The sequence below is a fragment of the Telluria sp. GW821-FHT07G12 genome (assembly GCF_059418525.1).
Window position 1 is genome coordinate 1,607,313 of the sequence record NZ_JBWKQA010000001.1, and the last position, 16,881, is coordinate 1,624,193.

Below are 16,881 nucleotides of genomic sequence, written 5' to 3' on the forward strand. Positions count from 1 at the left end.
GCACGAGGACACCATGCTGAACCTGAAAGATCCTTCCCTGCTGCGCCAGCAGGCGTATATCGACGGCGAATGGTGCGATGCCGTCGAGGGCCAGACGGTGACGGTGACCAATCCGGCCACCGGCGAAGCGCTCGGCACCGTGCCGCACATGGGCGCGCAGGAGACCCGCCGCGCGATCGAGGCCGCGAACGCCGCCTGGCCGGCATGGCGCAAGACGACCGCGCGCGAACGCGCCCTCATCCTGCGCAAGTGGAACGACCTGATGCTGGAAAACGCGGACGACCTGGCCGCCATCATGACTGCGGAACAGGGCAAGCCGCTGGCCGAGGCCAAGGGTGAAGTCGCCTACGCCGCCTCCTTCTTCGAATGGTTCGGCGAGCAGGCCAAGCGCATCGAAGGCGACGTGCTGGAATCGCCGGCGCGCGACCGCCGCATCATCGTGACCAAGGAACCGATCGGCGTCTGCGCCGCCATCACGCCCTGGAACTTCCCGGCCGCGATGATCACCCGCAAGGTGGCCCCGGCCCTGGCCGCCGGCTGCCCGATCGTGCTGAAGCCCGCCGAACTGACCCCGTATTCCGCCTTGGCCCTGGCCGTGCTGGCCGAGCGCGCCGGCGTGCCGAAAGGCGTGTTCTCGGTGGTGATCGGCGATGCGAAATCGATCGGCGCCGAGATGTGCGCGAATCCAATCGTGCGTAAATTGAGCTTTACCGGCTCGACCGCCGTCGGCCGCGTACTGATGGAACAATGCGCGCCGACCGTCAAGAAGCTGTCGCTGGAACTGGGCGGCAATGCCTCCTTCATCGTGTTCGACGACGCCGATCTCGATGCCGCGGTCGAAGGCGCGATCGCCTCGAAGTACCGCAACGCCGGCCAGACCTGCGTGTGCGCCAACCGCATCTACGTGCAGGACGGCGTCTACGACGAATTCGCGCGCCGCTTCACCGAGAAGGTCAAGGGACTCAAGGTCGGCAACGGCATGGAGCCGGGCGTGAACCAGGGCCCGCTGATCGAAGACAAAGCCATCGTCAAGGTCGAGCACCACATCGCCGACGCGCTGTCGAAAGGCGCACGCCTCCTGCTCGGCGGCAAACGTCACGAGCTGGGCCACAGCTTCTTCCAGCCGACCGTGCTGGCCGACGTGACCCCGGCCATGCTGATTTCGGAAGAAGAAACCTTCGGCCCGGTGGCGCCGCTGTTCCGATTCAAGACCGAGGAAGAAGTGATCGCCCTCGCCAACGACACGGAATTCGGCCTGGCCTCCTATTTCTACGCACGCGACATCAACCGCGTGTGGCGCGTGGCCGAGCAGATCGAGACCGGCATGGTGGGTGTGAACACCGGCCTGATCTCGAACGAGGTTGCGCCCTTCGGCGGCGTGAAGCAGTCCGGCCTGGGCCGCGAAGGCTCGAAGTACGGCATGGACGACTACCTCGTCATCAAGTACATCTGCCTGGGAGGCATGTGACCATGCTCGGCGACGACCCCTTCGAATTCGTGCAGGATGCGCCGCTGTTCATCGTGCCGCGCACCCTGGAGCAGCTACGCGCCTTCCGCGAGGGCCCCAAGCTGGCCGACCTGCCGGGCGTGAACCCGTCGCCGGAACGCGAGCGCCTGGCGGTGGTGCTGGACGACCTCACGACCCGCCTGCTGGCCGGGATCGAGGCGCATCCGACCAAGTTCTGGGTGTTGAAACAGTTCCAGGAATCGCTGGAGATCGTGCGGGAGGAGGATACCGAGGCACGCGAGCACTTCGGCATGGAGCTCGAGCGGCTGATGGGGATACTCGGAATCGAGAGTTCGGATGGGGTGCTGACGCACTACCTCGGCGGGATTTGAATCGTGCGCATGAAAAAAGCCGTCACCAGTCTGTTCCTTTGCATGGCATTCGGCAGCGCCGACGCGGATGTCATCGCGCCCGTCGAGGATTTTCTCAAGGCGCCCGACCGCATCGAGTGGCATGCCGGCGGCCTGTACGACGGCCGTTTCGAGGACGGCACCCGCTTCCAGATCCAGCTGGCCTATCAGCGCCCTTCCAGCGTGCCGAAAGACGCCCTGCCCTTTACGGAGCACTACTGGTATCCAAAGCGCTTCACCGGCCGGGTGCTGGTCTTGCGCCGCGTCGAAGGCAGCGGTAAGCCGGTACAGCTGCTCGTGCAACCCGATTCACGCGTGCCGGCCGATGAAAGCTTCACCATCGCGCTGGCGCCGGACATGTTGTCGGGCAGCGGCACCTGGACCGCGGCCAAGCTGAAAAAACAGATGGCGTTTACCCTGCAGCGCGCCATCGCCTACGATTACGTCGTCGTGCAGCGGCCGGCGCCACCCGAGGCGCGCGAGGGCAATCCTGAACGCAGGTTCACGTTTGCGGCCTGGTTCCCGGTATTGGGCGATGCCGACGCCGATGCCTGGGTACGCGAACAGGCAGGGAGCTGTTCGGGAGATTTGGAATGCATGAACCAGATCGAGGTGCGCTGGAAGTCGAAGTCGCTGCTGTCGCTGAGTGCTTCGGTCTGGGAATACAACTACATGACCCCGCATGGCAACGTGGGCTCGACGACCCGGCAGTACAGCGTGAACCAGGGACGGCTGGTGCCGGCCGGGCTGGACGCGTTCGTGGATACGGGCCAGGCCTGCGTGTCCAAGGTGACGGCGGCGATCGTCGCGCAACTACATGCGCAACAACTGCCGTGGGCGGACGAATGGGAAAAACACGCGCCCCTCACCCAAAAGTGGCTGAAGTTCACGCCGACCGCGAGTGGGATCGCCTTCTCCTTCGATCCCTACGAGGTCGGCCCTTATGTGCAGGGCGCGCCTTCGGTATTCCTCACACGCGCACAGCTGGGAAGCTGCCTGCGCAGTCTCCCTGCGGCAGACTAGACGCAATATCGCTAGTCGCTTTTGTACTCGTAATACTTGCGCGCATCCCCGCGCACCAGCTCCGCCGGGTACTTGGCCCGGTTGAGCACCATCTTCTCCTGCACCGCGGCCAGCAGGTCGACGTCCAGCTTGTCGGCCAGCCGCACGAGATACACCAGCACATCGGCCATTTCGTGCCGCACCTCGACCAGCTTGTCTGGCCCGAGTTCCTCGGCGCGGCCGTCCTTCAGCCACTGGAAGTGCTCCAGCAGCTCGGCCGCCTCCACCGTCAGCGCGGACGCCAGGTTCTTCGGCGTATGGAACTGGTCCCAGTCGCGCTCGTCGACGAACTGGCGCACCAGCTCGCGCAGTTCCAGCAGATCGCTCACGCCGGGGTCCAGCCGTCCGCGTAGCGCTTCAGCAGCGCGTCGTATTTCTCCGTCAGTTCCTCGGCGCTGGACACGGTCATGCCGAGGTCGCGCAGCAGGCCGTCCTTCAGGCCGTACACCCAGCTGTGGAGGGTCAGTTCCTGGCCGCGGTCCCAGGCGTCCTGCACCACCGTGGTCTGGGCGCAGTTGATCACCTGCTCGGCCACGTTCAGCTCGACCAGGCGGTCGTGGGCGTCGGTGGGCTGCACGATCTCGCCCAGGTAACGGCCATGCTTGTGCTTGACGTCCTGCACGTGGCGCAGCCAGTTGTCGGTCAGGCCGACTCGGCGTCCGGTCAGGGCCGCATGCACGCCGCCGCAGCCGTAATGGCCGCAGACGATGACGTGCTTCACCTTGAGCACATCGATGGCGAACTGCAGCACCGACAGGGAGTTCAGGTCCGAGTGCACCACCACGTTCGCCACGTTGCGATGGACGAACATCTCGCCCGGCATCATGCCCAGCAGTTCGTTCGCAGGCACGCGGCTGTCCGAGCAGCCGATCCACATGTATTCCGGGGCCTGCTGCGCGGCCAGCGACTTGAAGAAATCGGGCTGCTTGGCGACGACCGATTCCGCCCAGGCGCGGTTTTTGGCGAACAGTTCTCGGGTAATGGGTTTTGAATTAGGCATTTGATTCAACCTTGCGTTTAAGTCAACTGTGAATGCAAAAAAAACCGCTGAAGGCTCGCACCGTTCAGCGGTCTGCGGACCTCTTACTCGAAGAAGTCCTTCACTTTGTCCATCCAGCCCTTGCTTTGCGGGCTGTGCTTGGCGCCGCCTTCCTTGGTCAGGCGCTCGAATTCCTTCAGCAGGTCTTTCTGCTTGTCGGTCAGCTTGACCGGGGTCTCGACCACGACGTGGCAGAACAGGTCGCCCGCGTAGCCGGAGCGCACGCCCTTCACGCCCTTGCCTTTCAGGCGGAAGGTCTTGCCGGTCTGGGTGCCTTCGGGGATGGTGAAGGACACCTTGCCGCCCAGGGTCGGCACTTCGATCTCGCCGCCCAGCGCCGCCTTGGTGAACGAGATCGGCATTTCGCAATGCAGGTCGTCGCCTTCGCGCTGGAACACCTCGTGCGGCTTGATGTGGATCTCCACATACAGGTCGCCCGGAGGCCCGCCGTTGGTGCCCGGCTCGCCGTTGCCCGAGGAGCGGATCCGCATGCCGTTGTCGATACCGGCCGGGATCTTGACTTCCAGGGTCTTGTTGCGCTTGATGCGTCCGGCGCCGCCGCAGGCTGCGCAGGGTTCCGGAATGATCTTGCCGCTGCCGTGGCACTTCGGGCAGGTCTGCTGGATCGAGAAGAAGCCCTGCTGCATGCGCACCTGGCCGTGGCCGGCGCAGGTCGAGCAGGTGACCGGCTGCGTGCCCGGCTTGGCGCCGCTGCCGTGGCAGGTGTCGCACTTGTCCCAGCTCGGCACGCGGATCGTGGTGTCGAAGCCGGCGGCTGCCTGCTCCAGCGTGATCTCGAGGTTGTAGCGCAGGTCGGCGCCGCGGTAGACCTGCGGGCCCGAGCTGCGGCCGCGGCCACCGCCGAAGATATCGCCGAAGATGTCGCCGAAAGCATCGCCAAAGCCGCCGGCGCCGAAGCCACCGCCCATGCCGCCGTTCGGATCGACGCCGGCGTGACCGTAACGGTCGTACGCTTCGCGTTTCTCCGGATTGGTCAGCATCTCGTAGGCTTCCTTGACCTCCTTGAACTTCTCCTCCGCTTCCTTGTTGTCAGGATTGCGGTCGGGGTGGTACTTCATCGCGAGCTTGCGATAGGACTTCTTGATCTCGTCTTCCGACGCAGTCTTCGCGACCCCGAGGATCTCGTAAAAATCACGCTTTGCCATTTGTCGGCACCTTGCTGTCTACTGAAACTGAACTGTCTGTGCAAAAAAACCGAGCCGGGCACCAGAAGGCGGCATCGGCTCGGGATGTTCCGCGAGGGATGGCGGATGGCCGCACAGGCCACCCGTAATCCATCATTGTGACATTACTTGGCGTCTTTGACTTCCTTGAAGTCGGCGTCGACCACGTCATCGTCCGCCTTGGCGCCCGAATCGGCACCCGGCTGTTGCGCGCCAGCCGCACCGGCAGCGCCGGCTTGCTGACCTTGCATGTCGGCGTACATCTTCTCGCCCAGCTTTTGCGCAGCGGTCGACAGTGCCGACACCTTGGCGTCGATCTCGGCCTTGTCGCCGGACTTGATCGAAGCTTCCAGGTCGGCGATCGCGGCTTCGATCTTTTCCTTCTCGCCGGCTTCCAGCTTGTCGCCGTACTCGGTCAGGGACTTGCGGGTCGAGTGGACCAGCGCGTCGGCCTGGTTGCGCGACTCGGCCAGTTCCTTGACCTTCTTGTCTTCTTCCGCGTTCAGCTCGGCGTCCTTCACCATCTTCTGGATCTCTTCTTCCGACAGACCCGAGTTCGCCTTGATGGTGATCTTGTTTTCCTTGCCGGTGGCCTTGTCCTTCGCGCCCACGTGCAGGATGCCGTTGGCGTCGATGTCGAAGGTCACTTCGATCTGCGGGGTGCCGCGCGGTGCCGGCGGGATGCCTTCCAGGTTGAACTCGCCCAGGCCCTTGTTGCCCGCAGCGATTTCACGCTCGCCCTGGTAGACCTTGATGGTCACGGCCGGCTGGTTGTCGTCGGCGGTCGAGAACACCTGCGAGAACTTGGTCGGGATCGTGGTGTTCTTGTGGATCATCTTGGTCATCACGCCGCCCAGGGTTTCGATACCCAGCGACAGCGGGGTCACGTCCAGCAGCAGCAGATCCTTGCGGTCGCCGGCCAGCACCGAGCCCTGGATCGCGGCGCCGACTGCGACGGCCTCGTCCGGGTTGACGTCCTTGCGCGGATCCTTGCCAAAGAACTCTTTCACCTTTTCCTGCACCTTCGGCATACGGGTCATGCCGCCGACCAGGATGATGTCGTCGATGTCCGAAACCTTGACGCCGGCGTCCTTGATGGCGACGCGGCACGGCTCGATGGTCTTGTTGATCAGTTCCTCGACCAGGGCTTCCAGCTTGGCGCGGGTGATCTTCAGGTTCAGGTGGACCGGCGCGCCGTTCGCCATGGCGATGTACGGCTCGTTGATCTCGGTCTGCTGCGAGGACGACAACTCGATCTTCGCACGCTCGGCCGAAGCCTTGATGCGCTGCAGGGCGATCGGGTCCTTCGACAGGTCGAGGCCGTTGATCTTCTTGAACTCGTCGATGATGTAGTCGATGATGCGCTGGTCGAAGTCTTCGCCGCCCAGGAAGGTGTCGCCGTTGGTCGACAGCACTTCGAACTGCTTCTCGCCGTCAACGTCGGCGATCTCGATGATCGACACGTCGAAGGTGCCGCCGCCGAGGTCATACACGGCGATCTTGCGGTCACCCTTGTCGGTCTTGTCCAGGCCGAATGCCAGCGCAGCCGCGGTCGGCTCGTTGATGATGCGCTTGACGTCCAGGCCCGCGATGCGGCCGGCGTCCTTGGTCGCCTGGCGCTGCGAGTCGTTGAAGTAAGCCGGCACGGTGATGACGGCTTCGGTGACTTCCTCGCCCAGGTAGTCTTCGGCGGTCTTCTTCATCTTGCGCAGCACTTCGGCCGAGATCTGCGGCGGCGCCAGCTTCTTGTCGCGCACGCCGACCCAGGCGTCGCCGTTGTCGGCCTTGATGATCGAGTACGGCATCAGCGAGATGTCCTTCTGGACTTCCTTCTCGTCGAACTTACGGCCGATCAGGCGCTTGACCGCGAACAGGGTGTTCTTCGGGTTGGTGACAGCCTGGCGTTTTGCAGGGGCGCCGACGAGGATTTCGCCGTCTTCCTGGTAGGCGATGATCGAAGGCGTGGTGCGAGCACCTTCGGCATTTTCGATGACCTTGGGCTGACCATTTTCCATGATCGCCACGCAGGAGTTGGTGGTGCCCAGGTCGATACCGATGATTTTGCCCATAATGTTTTCCTTTTTAATACTTAGTTTTCAGATGTGTCGAATATAGGGAAAAACTGCGTGCTTTCAAGAGCTTGGAAGCTAGCTCAGCAACTTTTATTTCGGCTGTGCAGCAGTCACGATGGCCGGACGCAGCAGACGGTCGGCAATCATGTAACCTTTTTGCAACACTGAGACGACGGTATTCGCTTCCTGCTCCGACGGCACGACGGCCACGGCCTGGTGTTTGTTCGGGTCGAGCTTGTCGCCCGGCTGCGGCATGACTTCGATCAGGCGGTTCTTCTCGAAGGCGGCGGTGAGCTGCTTGAGAGTCATCTCGACGCCTTCCTTGATCGACTCCACGGTAGGGGCTTCCACCTTGAGGGCCATCTCGAGGCTGTCGCGCACCGGCACCATAGCCTCGGCGAAGCTTTCGATCGCAAATTTGTGGGCCTTGCTCACGTCTTCCTGGGCACGGCGGCGGATGTTGTCCGCTTCGGCCTTGGCGCGCATGAAGGCATCGTGCATCTCGGCCAGCTTGGCTTCGGTGGCGCTGAGTTGTTCTTCGAGGCTGGCGTCCTGCGACTGCGTCGCCTGGCCCGCATTCGCGCCGTTGGCCGCGTTGGCTGCATTCGCGGTTTCCGACTGGTTTGGCACCTCTTGGTTTTCTTGGTCTTGCATCGAAAAAACTCCTAGAATCAAGGACTTGGCTAATGGGTTGACTTGTCCTGCTTATCACACGGGCCCCATATGAGGCGATCCCCTACGTTTTCAAGGGGAATTGCAGCTCTGGCATGTGCATATCGCGATATTTTTTGTTACAAGATTTACGCGGCAGCAGAACCCAACAGCCATTGGACGTTTTACCATGTTTCCTAATTGGAACAGGGGAAGGTCATGAGACTGCATCTGATCAGCGGCGCCGTGGTGGTATGGACCGCCCTCGCACTGGCAGCGATCTGCCTGGCGGAACTCGGGGCGACGCCGCAAAACGTGCCATTTTAACAGCTCATCGCGGCCCGATCATGCGCCGAGCTTCAGCGCGTGCTCCCGAGCAAGCTCCGCATCTTTGCGCCGGGCTTCGCGCTGTGACGGGCTCATCATGGTGGGCCAGCCGATCAGGTGCTGCTCGGCGATCTCCGCCAGCCCCGTGATCCAGACCGGATTGTCGTTCAGGCAGGGAATGTAGTGGTATTCCTGGCCGCCGTTGGTCTCGAAATCGCGCCGCACTTCCATATTGATCTCTTCCAGCGTCTCCAGGCAGTCGCTGGTGAAACCCGGACACATCACGTCGATGCGCTTGACGCCCTCGCGCGCCAGCTGCTGCACGGTCGGCGCGGTATAGGGCTGCAGCCACTCGGCGCGCCCGAAGCGCGACTGGAAGGTGACCACATACTGTTCCGGCGACAGGCGCAGGCGCGCCGCCAGCAGGCGCCCGGTGCGCTGGCATTCGCAGTAATATGGGTCGCCCAGCATCAGGGTGCGCTTGGGCACGCCATGGAAGCTCATCACCAGTTTCTCGCCGCGGCCGTGGGCTTCCCAGTAGTCGAGCACCGAATCGGCGAGCGCCTCGATATACCCCTCGTGGTCGTGGTAGTGCTTCACCAGGCGCAGTTCGGGAATGTTGCGGACCTGGCCGTAGTGTGCATAGACGGCGTCCCAGATCGAGGCCGTGGTCGTGCCCGAGTACTGCGGATAGGCCGGCAGCACGACGATGCGGTCGACGCCCCTCGCCTTCAGCTCGTCGAGCACCTGCGGCAGCGGCGGCGAGCCGTAACGCATCGCCATTGCCACCTCGACGTCCTCGTGGCCGCGCTCGATCAGCAGCTCCTGCAGCTTATTCGCCTGCCGCGCCGTGTACACCTTCAGCGGCGAGCCTTCGCGGGTCCAGATCATCGCGTACTTTTCCGCCGACTTCCCGGAACGGAAAGGCAGGATGGCGAATTTCAGGATCAGGTTCCAGATCGCGCGCGGGATCTCCACCACGCGCGGATCGGACAGGAATTCCTTCAGGTAGCGCCGTACCGCCTTGCGCGTGGGCGCGTCGGGCGTGCCGAGGTTGACCAGCAGGACGGCGCTCTTGGCGATCGTGCCGTGGGTGTGAGGCGGTTCTTTTCGGAATGGCATAGTGGGGTGGAGGCTGCTCGGGCCTCCATTATATTGACGATTTTGCCGATGCAGGGAACCGGCGCGGATGCGCCGTCCCCAATCAGGATGCCAGCAGCTCGCGCGCGTGCTTGCGCGTAGTCTCGGTGATCTCGATGCCGCCCAACATGCGCGCCACCTCTTCCACCCGTTCCTTCTTGTCCAGCACGTCGATGCGCGAGACGGTCTTGCCCTCGCCGGTCGTGCCCTTGGCCACCTGGAAGTGCTGGTTCGCCTGGCTCGCCACCTGCGGCAGGTGAGTCACGCACAGCACCTGGCGGCTATGGCCGAGGCGCTTCAGCAAGCGTCCCACCACTTCCGCGACGCCGCCGCCGATGCCGGTATCGACCTCGTCGAAGATCAGGGTCGGCACAGTGGTCGCGTGCGAGGTGATCACGGCGATCGCCAGCGAGATGCGCGCCAGTTCGCCGCCCGAGGCCACCTTGGCCAGCGGGCGCGGCGCCACGCCGGCGTGACCGGCGACCAGGAATTCGACCTGCTCCATGCCATACACGGCCGGCTCGCACGGGTTCAGCGCGACTACGAAACGCCCGCCGCTCATCGACAGTTCCTGCATCGCTTCCGACACCTGCTCGCTCAGGCGCTGGGCCGCTTCCCGGCGCGTGGCCGACAGCGCGGCGGCTACTTCGATGTAGGCGGCCTTCGCCTTCTCTTCCTGGCGGCGCAAGCCGTCGACATCGCTGGCGTCGGCCAGCTGGCGCAGCTTGGCTTTGAGGGTCGCGTGCTCGTCCGGCAGTTCTTCCGGCGTGACGCGGAATTTACGGGCGGTGCTGTGGATCGCGTCCATGCGCGCATCGACCTGGGACAGGCGCTCGGGATCGAGCTCGACCTTGTCGATGTAGTCGTTCAGCGCGTACACCGCTTCCTGCAGCTGGATGCGGGCCGGCTCCATGCAGTCGAGCACGTTCTGCAGGCCGGCATCGACATCGACCAGCTTGGTGAGCTTCTGGTTCAGCGAGGACAGCTGCGACAGGATCGGCTGCTCGGCTTCGGAGATCGCGTTCAGCGCTTCCTGCGCGCCCTCGAGCAGGCTGGCCGCGTGCGACAGGCGGCTGTGTTCGTTGGTGATCTCGGTCCATTCGCCCGGCTTCACGGCGAGCTTATCCAGCTCGCTGACCTGCCATTCGAGGCGCTCGCGTTCGAGCAGCACGTTCTTCGCGTTGGTCTCGAATTCCTCGCGCTGGCGGGCCAGTGCGCGCCAGGCTTTATAGCAAGTCGCGACCGCCTGCACCTGCGCGGTCGCTCCCGGATCGCGCACGGCGATCTGGTTGTCCAGCAGTGCGCGCTGCGCATCCTGCTTGAGCAGAGACTGGTGCGCGTGCTGGCCGTGGATGTCGACCAGCAGCTCGCCCAGTTCGCGCAGCTGGCCGGCGGTGGCGGCGATGCCGTTGATGTAGGCCTTGGAGCGGCCGGCATTGTCGATCACCCGGCGCAGCAGCGCGCCGCCCTCTTCGGTGCCGAACTCGTTCTGCTCGATCCAGCCGGTGGCTGCCGGCGTGAGGGCGAAGTCGGCGCTGATGTCGGCCTTGGCCGCGCCTTCGCGCACCATGCTGGCGTCGCCGCGTCCGCCCAGCGCCAGCTGCAGCGCATCGATCAGGATCGACTTGCCGGCTCCGGTCTCACCGGTGAAGACCGTGAAGCCATTCGAGAACTCGAGTTCGATCGTATCGACGATGACGAAGTCGCGGATGGTCAATGTGCGCAACATGAAGAAACTGGTCTCCTGAAATCGGAATGAATTCTTGCGTTATTTGAGCTTGCCGTCACTGGAGGGATACTCGTTCCAGTGCAGCTTTTCGCGCAGGGTGTGGTAATAGCTCCACCCCTCGGGATGCAGGAAGGTGATGGTGTGCGGCGAACGCGAGATCACGATCTGGTCGCCGTGCTGCAAGCTGGTGAAAGTCTGCATGTCGAAGTTGACGCTGATGTCGCGGCCGTTCATGATTTCGACCACGATGTCGCTGGTGTCCGGCACCACGATCGGACGGTTCGACAGCGCATGCGGCGCGATCGGCACCAGCACGATGCCGGCCAGGGTCGGATGCAGCAGCGGGCCGCCTGCCGACAGCGCATACGCCGTCGAGCCGGTGGGCGTGGAAACGATCAGGCCGTCCGAGCGCTGGTTGTACATGAAGGCGCCGTCCACCGTGACTTTCAGCTCGGCCATGCCGGCGCCGGAGCCGCGCGCCACCACTACATCGTTCACCGCCACCGAGCAGTGGATCTCCTTGCCGTCGCGGACCAGGCGCGCCTCCAGCAGGGTGCGTTCCTCGGCCCTCGCCTTGCCGCTGAGGATCTCGGCCAGCGCGGGCAGCATGCGGTCGATCGGGATGTCGGTCATGAAGCCGAGACGGCCCTGGTTGATCCCGATGAGAGGCACCTTGTAGCGGGCCAGCTGGCGCGCCACGCCCAGCATGGTGCCGTCGCCGCCCATCACGATCACGAGCTTGGCCTGTTGGCCGATCTCGTCGACGCCCATCGCATCCACGCCCGCCACCTGCACATGGGCGGCGGTCTCCTGCTCTAACACGACACGGTGGCCGGCGTCGCGCAGGAAGTCGACGATGGCCTGCACCGGCTCGTCGATCCCGGCAGTGTTGTGCCGCACGACCAGCGCGATGGTTTGTTGCGTTTCGGGCGTAGCGGACATAGGGATATCTCGGCGGTAATGGAAAACGACACGGGGGAGATTAACCGATTCTCCCGGCTTCTGCCATACGGCCGCTCAGCGATTACTGTACAAACGCACAGTATATTTGGCCGGCGCAGATCCGGCAAGATTCACGGGAACTTAATGAGAGGCCCCCACTCCCACCGTAGCCGAGATGGCAACTGTCAGTGTCATCAGGTGCAGGAACATCAGCACGCACCAGCGCAGGGCGGTCATCTTGCGCGAGCCGCCGTACACCCGGCGCATGGCAATCGGCAAGTAGAAGGTCAGCCACAGGCCCAGCAGCTTGCCGACCCAGGGCACCCCTGCCGGCAGCAGGATGAGCAGGGTGAGCATCAGGAAGGCGAAAGCGTTCGTGTGCAATGCGAACAGCAGGTGCTCGCCATAGCGCTTGCCCGAGCCAAGGTAAAGGATCTTCAGGAACAGTGCAAACACCGGCATCATCGCGAACACTGCGTAGGGCGCGGAGCTGAAGAAGACCTTCTTGAGCTTGGCGCCGTCGTCGTCGGTTGCTGCGCTGGCGATTTTCTCGATCTTCTCCACGAGACCTGGATTGTCCTCGCCAAGATCCTTCTTGATGTCCTGCAGGGTTTCGTCCTTGCGTAGTTCGGCGCGCATCTTGTCCGCCGCCGGCGGATCGTCGCCCTCGTCCTGATCGGGTTTGGCTGCGGCGGCAGGCGCCGGTGCGTGTGCGGCCTTCTTCTTGTCCTGCGGATCGATCTTGATGACCGGAGCGGCATCGAATTTGATGTCACCGATATGGTGATCCTCACCCATGAACTTCATCACGGCAAAGAAGATCAGACTAAAGGTCAGGTAGACCCGCAGCGGCTCGATGTAGCGCACGCGCCGTCCGCGCATGTATTCGAGGCTCAGCTGGCCGGGCTTGAGCAGCAGCAGCTTCATCGTCTGCAGCAGCTTGCCCTCGAGCGCCACGTAATGGCCGATGAATTCGTGCAGGAACTCGCGCGTGCTGGGCGGATGCAGCACGGTCTCCTGCCCGCATTCATGGCAGAAGTTCCCGGATACATTGGCCCCGCAGTTAGGGCAGTCGCTGGCGGCATGATGGAGGTCGACTTGAGAGTTCACGGCAATTCCCGGCAAACGGCACACAAACCAGCATGTTAGCTATTTAATTGCAAAAAAGCATCACTGTCTTTGTATTCAATTGCGCGACCCGCTTTCGGGCTGCGCGTTAGGCTTTAAGCAATTTGAGCATGTCGAGGAGAATTGCTATGGTAGAAGAAGCCAAAGACCGGGTCGTGAATACCGACCGCAAGATCGAAGAGCAGGACTACAAGCGCGAACCGCACGAGCGCGACGAATCGCCGGACGGCCAGGGCGTCAAGCCGCGCGGCATCATGAAGCAGGCGGCCTCGGACCTGGAGCAAGGCTTGGTCGATACCGAAAACTACGAAGGCCGCGGTACGCCCGGCATCGAACAGGCGGTCGATCCGAAACCAGGCGCCGATGGCCAGGCCAAGCCACAGCCCGAGCGTCACCGCGATATGCGCGACCACGACGCTGCCCGACTAGCCAACGACGGAAAAAAACAATGAGCGTACGCGTACTCCTGGCGGCCCTGCTGGGCGCCGCAAGCCTGGGCGCGTGCGCGCAGCAGCCGGCCGCGCCGCAGGTGAATGCCGGCGGCTACGCGCCCGGCTTCGGTCCGAACCCGACCCTGCCGGCCCCCGAGCATTCCCTGATCCCGACCCTCAACGTGGCAAAGGCCGAGGCCTGGCCGAAGGGCACACACCCGACCCCGGCGGCAGGGCTGGCGGCCACCCCCTACGCGAGCGGCCTGGACCACCCGCGCTGGCTCTACGTGCTGCCGAATGGCGACGTGCTGGTTGCCGAGAGCAACAAGCCGGGCAACGCGCCCAAGGAATCGGGCGTCAAGGCCAAGGTGCAGGGCGTGATGCAGAAGAAGGCCGGCGCCGGCGTCGAATCGCCGAACAAGATCATCCTGCTGCGCGGCGTGAAGGCCGACGGCACGGCCGAAACGAAAACGGTGTTCGCGGAGAACCTGAATTCGCCCTTCGGCATGACCCTGGTCGGCAACGACCTGTACGTGGCGAATGCCGATGCGCTGTGGCGCTTCCCGTATAAGGCGGGCGAGACCGCGCTCAGCGGCAAGGGCACCAAGGTGATGGACCTGCCGGCCGGGATCAACCACCACTGGACCAAGAACGTGGCCGCTTCGCCGGACGGCAAGAAGCTCTACGTGACCGTCGGCTCGAACAGCAACGTCGCCGAGAACGGCATGGAGGCCGAGCAGGGCCGCGCCGCGATCTGGGAATACGACATCGCCAGCGGCAAGGGCCGCATCTACTCGACCGGCCTGCGCAACCCGAACGGCCTGGCCTTCCAGCCGCAAACCAAGATGCTGTGGACCGCCGTCAACGAGCGCGACGAGCTGGGCAACGATCTGGTGCCCGACTACATCACCTCGGTCAAGGACGGCGCCTTCTACGGCTGGCCCTACAGCTACTACGGCCAGCACGTCGACACGCGTGTGAAACCGCCAAAGCCGGACATGGTCGCCAAGGCGATCGCGCCGGACTACGCGCTGGGCGCGCACACGGCCTCGCTGGGCCTGGCCTTCTACGACGCCAACCTGATGCCGCAGTTTAAAAACGGCGCCCTGATCGGCCAGCACGGCTCGTGGAACCGCAAGCCCTATTCCGGCTACAAACTGATCTTCGTCCCCTTCAGCGACGGCAAGCCGAGCGGCCCGCCGCAGGACGTCCTGACCGGCTTCCTGAGCAAGGACGAGAAGGCATACGGACGCCCGGTCGGCGTCGCAGTCGACAAGCAGGGCGCGATCCTGCTGGCGGACGACGTCGGCAACGTGGTGTGGCGAATCACGCCGGCGGTCAACGCAGCACCCAAATGAGCACAAGGAGATAATCAAATGATCAAGCGTAAGGGAAGCGCCGTCTGGAGCGGCGGCCTGAAGGACGGCAAGGGCACGGTCTCGACCCAGAGCGGCGTGCTGAACCAGAGCCAGTACGGCTTCAACACCCGCTTCGAGGATGGCGCCGGCACCAATCCGGAAGAACTGCTGGCGGCGGCCCACGCCGGCTGCTTCACGATGGCCCTGTCGGCCCAGCTGGGCGAAGCCGGCATGACCGCGCAGAAGCTGGAAACCACGGCCACCGTCTCGCTCGACAAGGTCGACGGCGGCTTCGCGATCCCGGCGGTCCACCTCGAACTCGTGGCCACGATCCCGGGCGCCAATGAACAGGCCTTCCAGGAAGCGGCGCGCAAGGCCAAGGAAGGCTGCCCGGTGTCGAAGCTCTTCAATGCCAACATCACGCTGGACGCCAAACTGCAGTCGTGATTTTGTAGGGTGGGCTCCCCGAGCCCACCGTCGATCCGTCAGCAAGAATTCACACGAGCGCATAAAATTCCTGCTTCACCGTATCTCTACCAAGGACAACAATGCGCCTCCTGCACACCATGTTACGCGTCGGCGATCTGCAGCGCTCCATCGACTTCTACACCAAGGTGCTGGGCATGAAGCTGCTGCGCACCAGCGAGAACACCGAGTACAAGTACACCCTCGCCTTCGTCGGCTACGGCAACAACCCGGACCACGCCGAGCTCGAGCTGACCTACAACTGGGGCACCGACAAGTACGAGATGGGCACGGCCTACGGCCACATCGCGATCTCGACCGAAGACATCTACAAAACCTGCGAGCAGGTGCGCGCAGCCGGCGGCAACATCACCCGCGAACCGGGCCCGGTCAAGGGCGGCAGCACCGTGATCGCCTTCATCACCGACCCGGACGGCTACAAGGTCGAGCTGATCGAGCGTGCCGACAATGCCGGCGGTGGCGGTCTGAGCAGCTAAAAGGCGGGGGCCGGCGGGCTTTTGCCGGCCCTGCTACAATCATCGCTGCCTGTTCACCCAGGCATACAATACGTCTTCGGGGCGGGGTGCAATTCCCCACCGGCGGTATGGCCATCACGGCCGAGCCCGCGAGCGCCTGCGGTGCAAGCACTGCAGGGTCAGCAGACCTGGTGAGAAGCCAGGGCCGACGGTATAGTCCGGATGAAAGAAGATGTGCGTTCATCGTGATGAACGCGTGACCGCGCGCGCCGCGGCGCGCGATGTCACGCCGTTTCGCTTTGCCCTGATGCGTTCCTTTTTACTTTTGCAAGGAGCGTCTCACATGACCACCACCAGCATCAACACCTTCACCCTCGAAAGCGAGGACCTGCAAGGCCGCATCGCCGCCGCCCTCGAGGCCACGCGTGCCGGCATTCCCGTGATCCTGCTCGACGACTTCGACCGCGAGAACGAGGCCGACCTGATCGTCGCCGCCGAAAAACTCACCGTCGAGACCATGGCCGTGATGATCCGCGAATGCAGCGGCATCGTCTGCCTGTGCCTGTCCGACAGCAAAGTGCGCGCGCTCGAGCTCCCGCCCATGGCGCCGGAAAACGGCAGCCGCTACGGCACCCCGTTCACCGTCTCGATCGAAGCGCGCGAAGGCGTCACCACGGGCGTTTCGGCCCAGGACCGCGTGACCACGATCCGCGCCGCCATCGCGCCGGACGCCAAACCCGAGGACCTGGTGCGCCCGGGCCACGTGTTCCCGCTGCGCGCCAACCCGGCCGGCGTGCTGGGCCGCAAAGGCCATACCGAAGGCTCGGTCGACCTGGCGATCCTGGCCGGCCTGCAGCCGTCCGCCGTGCTGTGCGAGCTGATGAACGAAGACGGCAGCATGATGCGCGGCGAGGCGATCGAACGCTTCGCGCGCGAGCGCGGCTATCCGATCCTGACGATTGCCGAGCTGATCGAGTGGCGCACGCAGGTGGAGCAGAAGGCGGCTTGAAGAAACTTGGA

Annotated in this window: 17 protein-coding genes and 1 riboswitch; of the genes, 8 read left to right on the forward strand and 9 right to left on the reverse strand. The window is 63.9% G+C overall.

The window, feature by feature from the left end:
• Window positions 1-13: 13 nt before the first annotated feature.
• From AC07PE_RS07420 to AC07PE_RS07430, 3 genes are read left to right on the forward strand one after another with little or no spacing between them, the layout of a single operon-like run.
• Window positions 14-1,468, forward strand: a complete 1,455-nt coding sequence (locus AC07PE_RS07420) for an NAD-dependent succinate-semialdehyde dehydrogenase (RefSeq protein ID WP_498762750.1) — start codon at window positions 14-16, stop codon at window positions 1,466-1,468.
• A gap of 2 nt (window positions 1,469-1,470) precedes the next feature.
• Window positions 1,471-1,839: a DUF4844 domain-containing protein gene (locus AC07PE_RS07425; protein WP_498762751.1), complete on the forward strand. Its 369-nt coding sequence runs from the start codon at window positions 1,471-1,473 to the stop codon at window positions 1,837-1,839.
• A 9-nt stretch (window positions 1,840-1,848) separates the two neighbouring features.
• On the forward strand, window positions 1,849-2,880 hold the full coding sequence (locus AC07PE_RS07430) for an RsiV family protein (RefSeq protein WP_498762752.1): 1,032 nt from the start codon (window positions 1,849-1,851) through the stop codon (window positions 2,878-2,880).
• Between the two features lie 11 nt (window positions 2,881-2,891).
• Here AC07PE_RS07430 and AC07PE_RS07435 read toward each other — a convergent pair whose 3' ends face one another.
• The 9 genes from AC07PE_RS07435 to AC07PE_RS07475 form a co-directional block, all read right to left on the reverse strand.
• The gene (locus AC07PE_RS07435; protein ID WP_498762753.1) at window positions 2,892-3,248 is read right to left on the reverse strand and encodes a nucleotide pyrophosphohydrolase; all 357 of its coding nucleotides are present in this window, start codon (window positions 3,246-3,248) and stop codon (window positions 2,892-2,894) included.
• Entirely contained in the window at window positions 3,245-3,919 is a 675-nt protein-coding gene (can, locus tag AC07PE_RS07440; RefSeq protein WP_498762754.1) for a carbonate dehydratase, read from the reverse strand. The genes AC07PE_RS07435 and can overlap by 4 nt, the downstream gene beginning before the upstream one ends.
• An 83-nt stretch (window positions 3,920-4,002) precedes the next feature.
• Window positions 4,003-5,124, reverse strand: a complete 1,122-nt coding sequence (gene dnaJ / locus AC07PE_RS07445; protein WP_498762755.1) for a molecular chaperone DnaJ — start codon at window positions 5,122-5,124, stop codon at window positions 4,003-4,005.
• Between the two features lie 143 nt (window positions 5,125-5,267).
• Window positions 5,268-7,211 (reverse strand): molecular chaperone DnaK, encoded by a 1,944-nt coding sequence (dnaK, locus tag AC07PE_RS07450; RefSeq protein ID WP_498762756.1) that lies wholly within the window; start codon window positions 7,209-7,211, stop codon window positions 5,268-5,270.
• Between the two features lie 93 nt (window positions 7,212-7,304).
• Entirely contained in the window at window positions 7,305-7,868 is a 564-nt protein-coding gene (gene grpE, locus AC07PE_RS07455) for a nucleotide exchange factor GrpE (protein ID WP_498762757.1), read from the reverse strand.
• A gap of 342 nt (window positions 7,869-8,210) precedes the next feature.
• Window positions 8,211-9,314 carry a ferrochelatase gene (gene hemH / locus AC07PE_RS07460; protein WP_498762758.1) on the reverse strand — a complete coding sequence of 368 codons (1,104 nt, stop codon included), beginning with the start codon at window positions 9,312-9,314 and terminating at the stop codon, window positions 8,211-8,213.
• Window positions 9,315-9,396: 82 nt separating this feature from the next.
• Entirely contained in the window at window positions 9,397-11,061 is a 1,665-nt protein-coding gene (gene recN / locus AC07PE_RS07465; protein WP_498762759.1) for a DNA repair protein RecN, read from the reverse strand.
• A 39-nt stretch (window positions 11,062-11,100) separates the two neighbouring features.
• Window positions 11,101-12,003, reverse strand: a complete 903-nt coding sequence (locus tag AC07PE_RS07470) for an NAD kinase (RefSeq protein WP_498762760.1) — start codon at window positions 12,001-12,003, stop codon at window positions 11,101-11,103.
• A 141-nt stretch (window positions 12,004-12,144) separates the two neighbouring features.
• Complete coding sequence (locus AC07PE_RS07475) at window positions 12,145-13,014, reverse strand: DUF3667 domain-containing protein (RefSeq protein ID WP_498762761.1); 870 nt, start codon at window positions 13,012-13,014, stop codon at window positions 12,145-12,147.
• A 245-nt stretch (window positions 13,015-13,259) separates the two neighbouring features.
• Here AC07PE_RS07475 and AC07PE_RS07480 point away from each other — a divergent pair, with 245 nt between their 5' ends.
• From AC07PE_RS07480 to ribB, 5 genes are all read left to right on the forward strand, one after another.
• Window positions 13,260-13,583, forward strand: coding sequence for a hypothetical protein (locus AC07PE_RS07480; RefSeq protein WP_498762762.1), 324 nt, complete (start codon window positions 13,260-13,262; stop codon window positions 13,581-13,583).
• On the forward strand, window positions 13,580-14,920 hold the full coding sequence (locus tag AC07PE_RS07485) for a PQQ-dependent sugar dehydrogenase (RefSeq protein ID WP_498762763.1): 1,341 nt from the start codon (window positions 13,580-13,582) through the stop codon (window positions 14,918-14,920). The genes AC07PE_RS07480 and AC07PE_RS07485 overlap by 4 nt, the downstream gene beginning before the upstream one ends.
• 18 nt (window positions 14,921-14,938) lie before the next feature.
• Window positions 14,939-15,367, forward strand: coding sequence for an OsmC family protein (locus AC07PE_RS07490; protein WP_498762764.1), 429 nt, complete (start codon window positions 14,939-14,941; stop codon window positions 15,365-15,367).
• A 101-nt stretch (window positions 15,368-15,468) separates the two neighbouring features.
• Entirely contained in the window at window positions 15,469-15,882 is a 414-nt protein-coding gene (gloA, locus tag AC07PE_RS07495) for a lactoylglutathione lyase (RefSeq protein WP_230026396.1), read from the forward strand.
• A 68-nt stretch (window positions 15,883-15,950) separates the two neighbouring features.
• Window positions 15,951-16,099, forward strand: a riboswitch (FMN riboswitch).
• Between the two features lie 105 nt (window positions 16,100-16,204).
• The gene (gene ribB / locus AC07PE_RS07500) at window positions 16,205-16,870 is read left to right on the forward strand and encodes a 3,4-dihydroxy-2-butanone-4-phosphate synthase (RefSeq protein ID WP_498762765.1); all 666 of its coding nucleotides are present in this window, start codon (window positions 16,205-16,207) and stop codon (window positions 16,868-16,870) included.
• The last annotated feature ends 11 nt before the right edge of the window (window positions 16,871-16,881 follow it).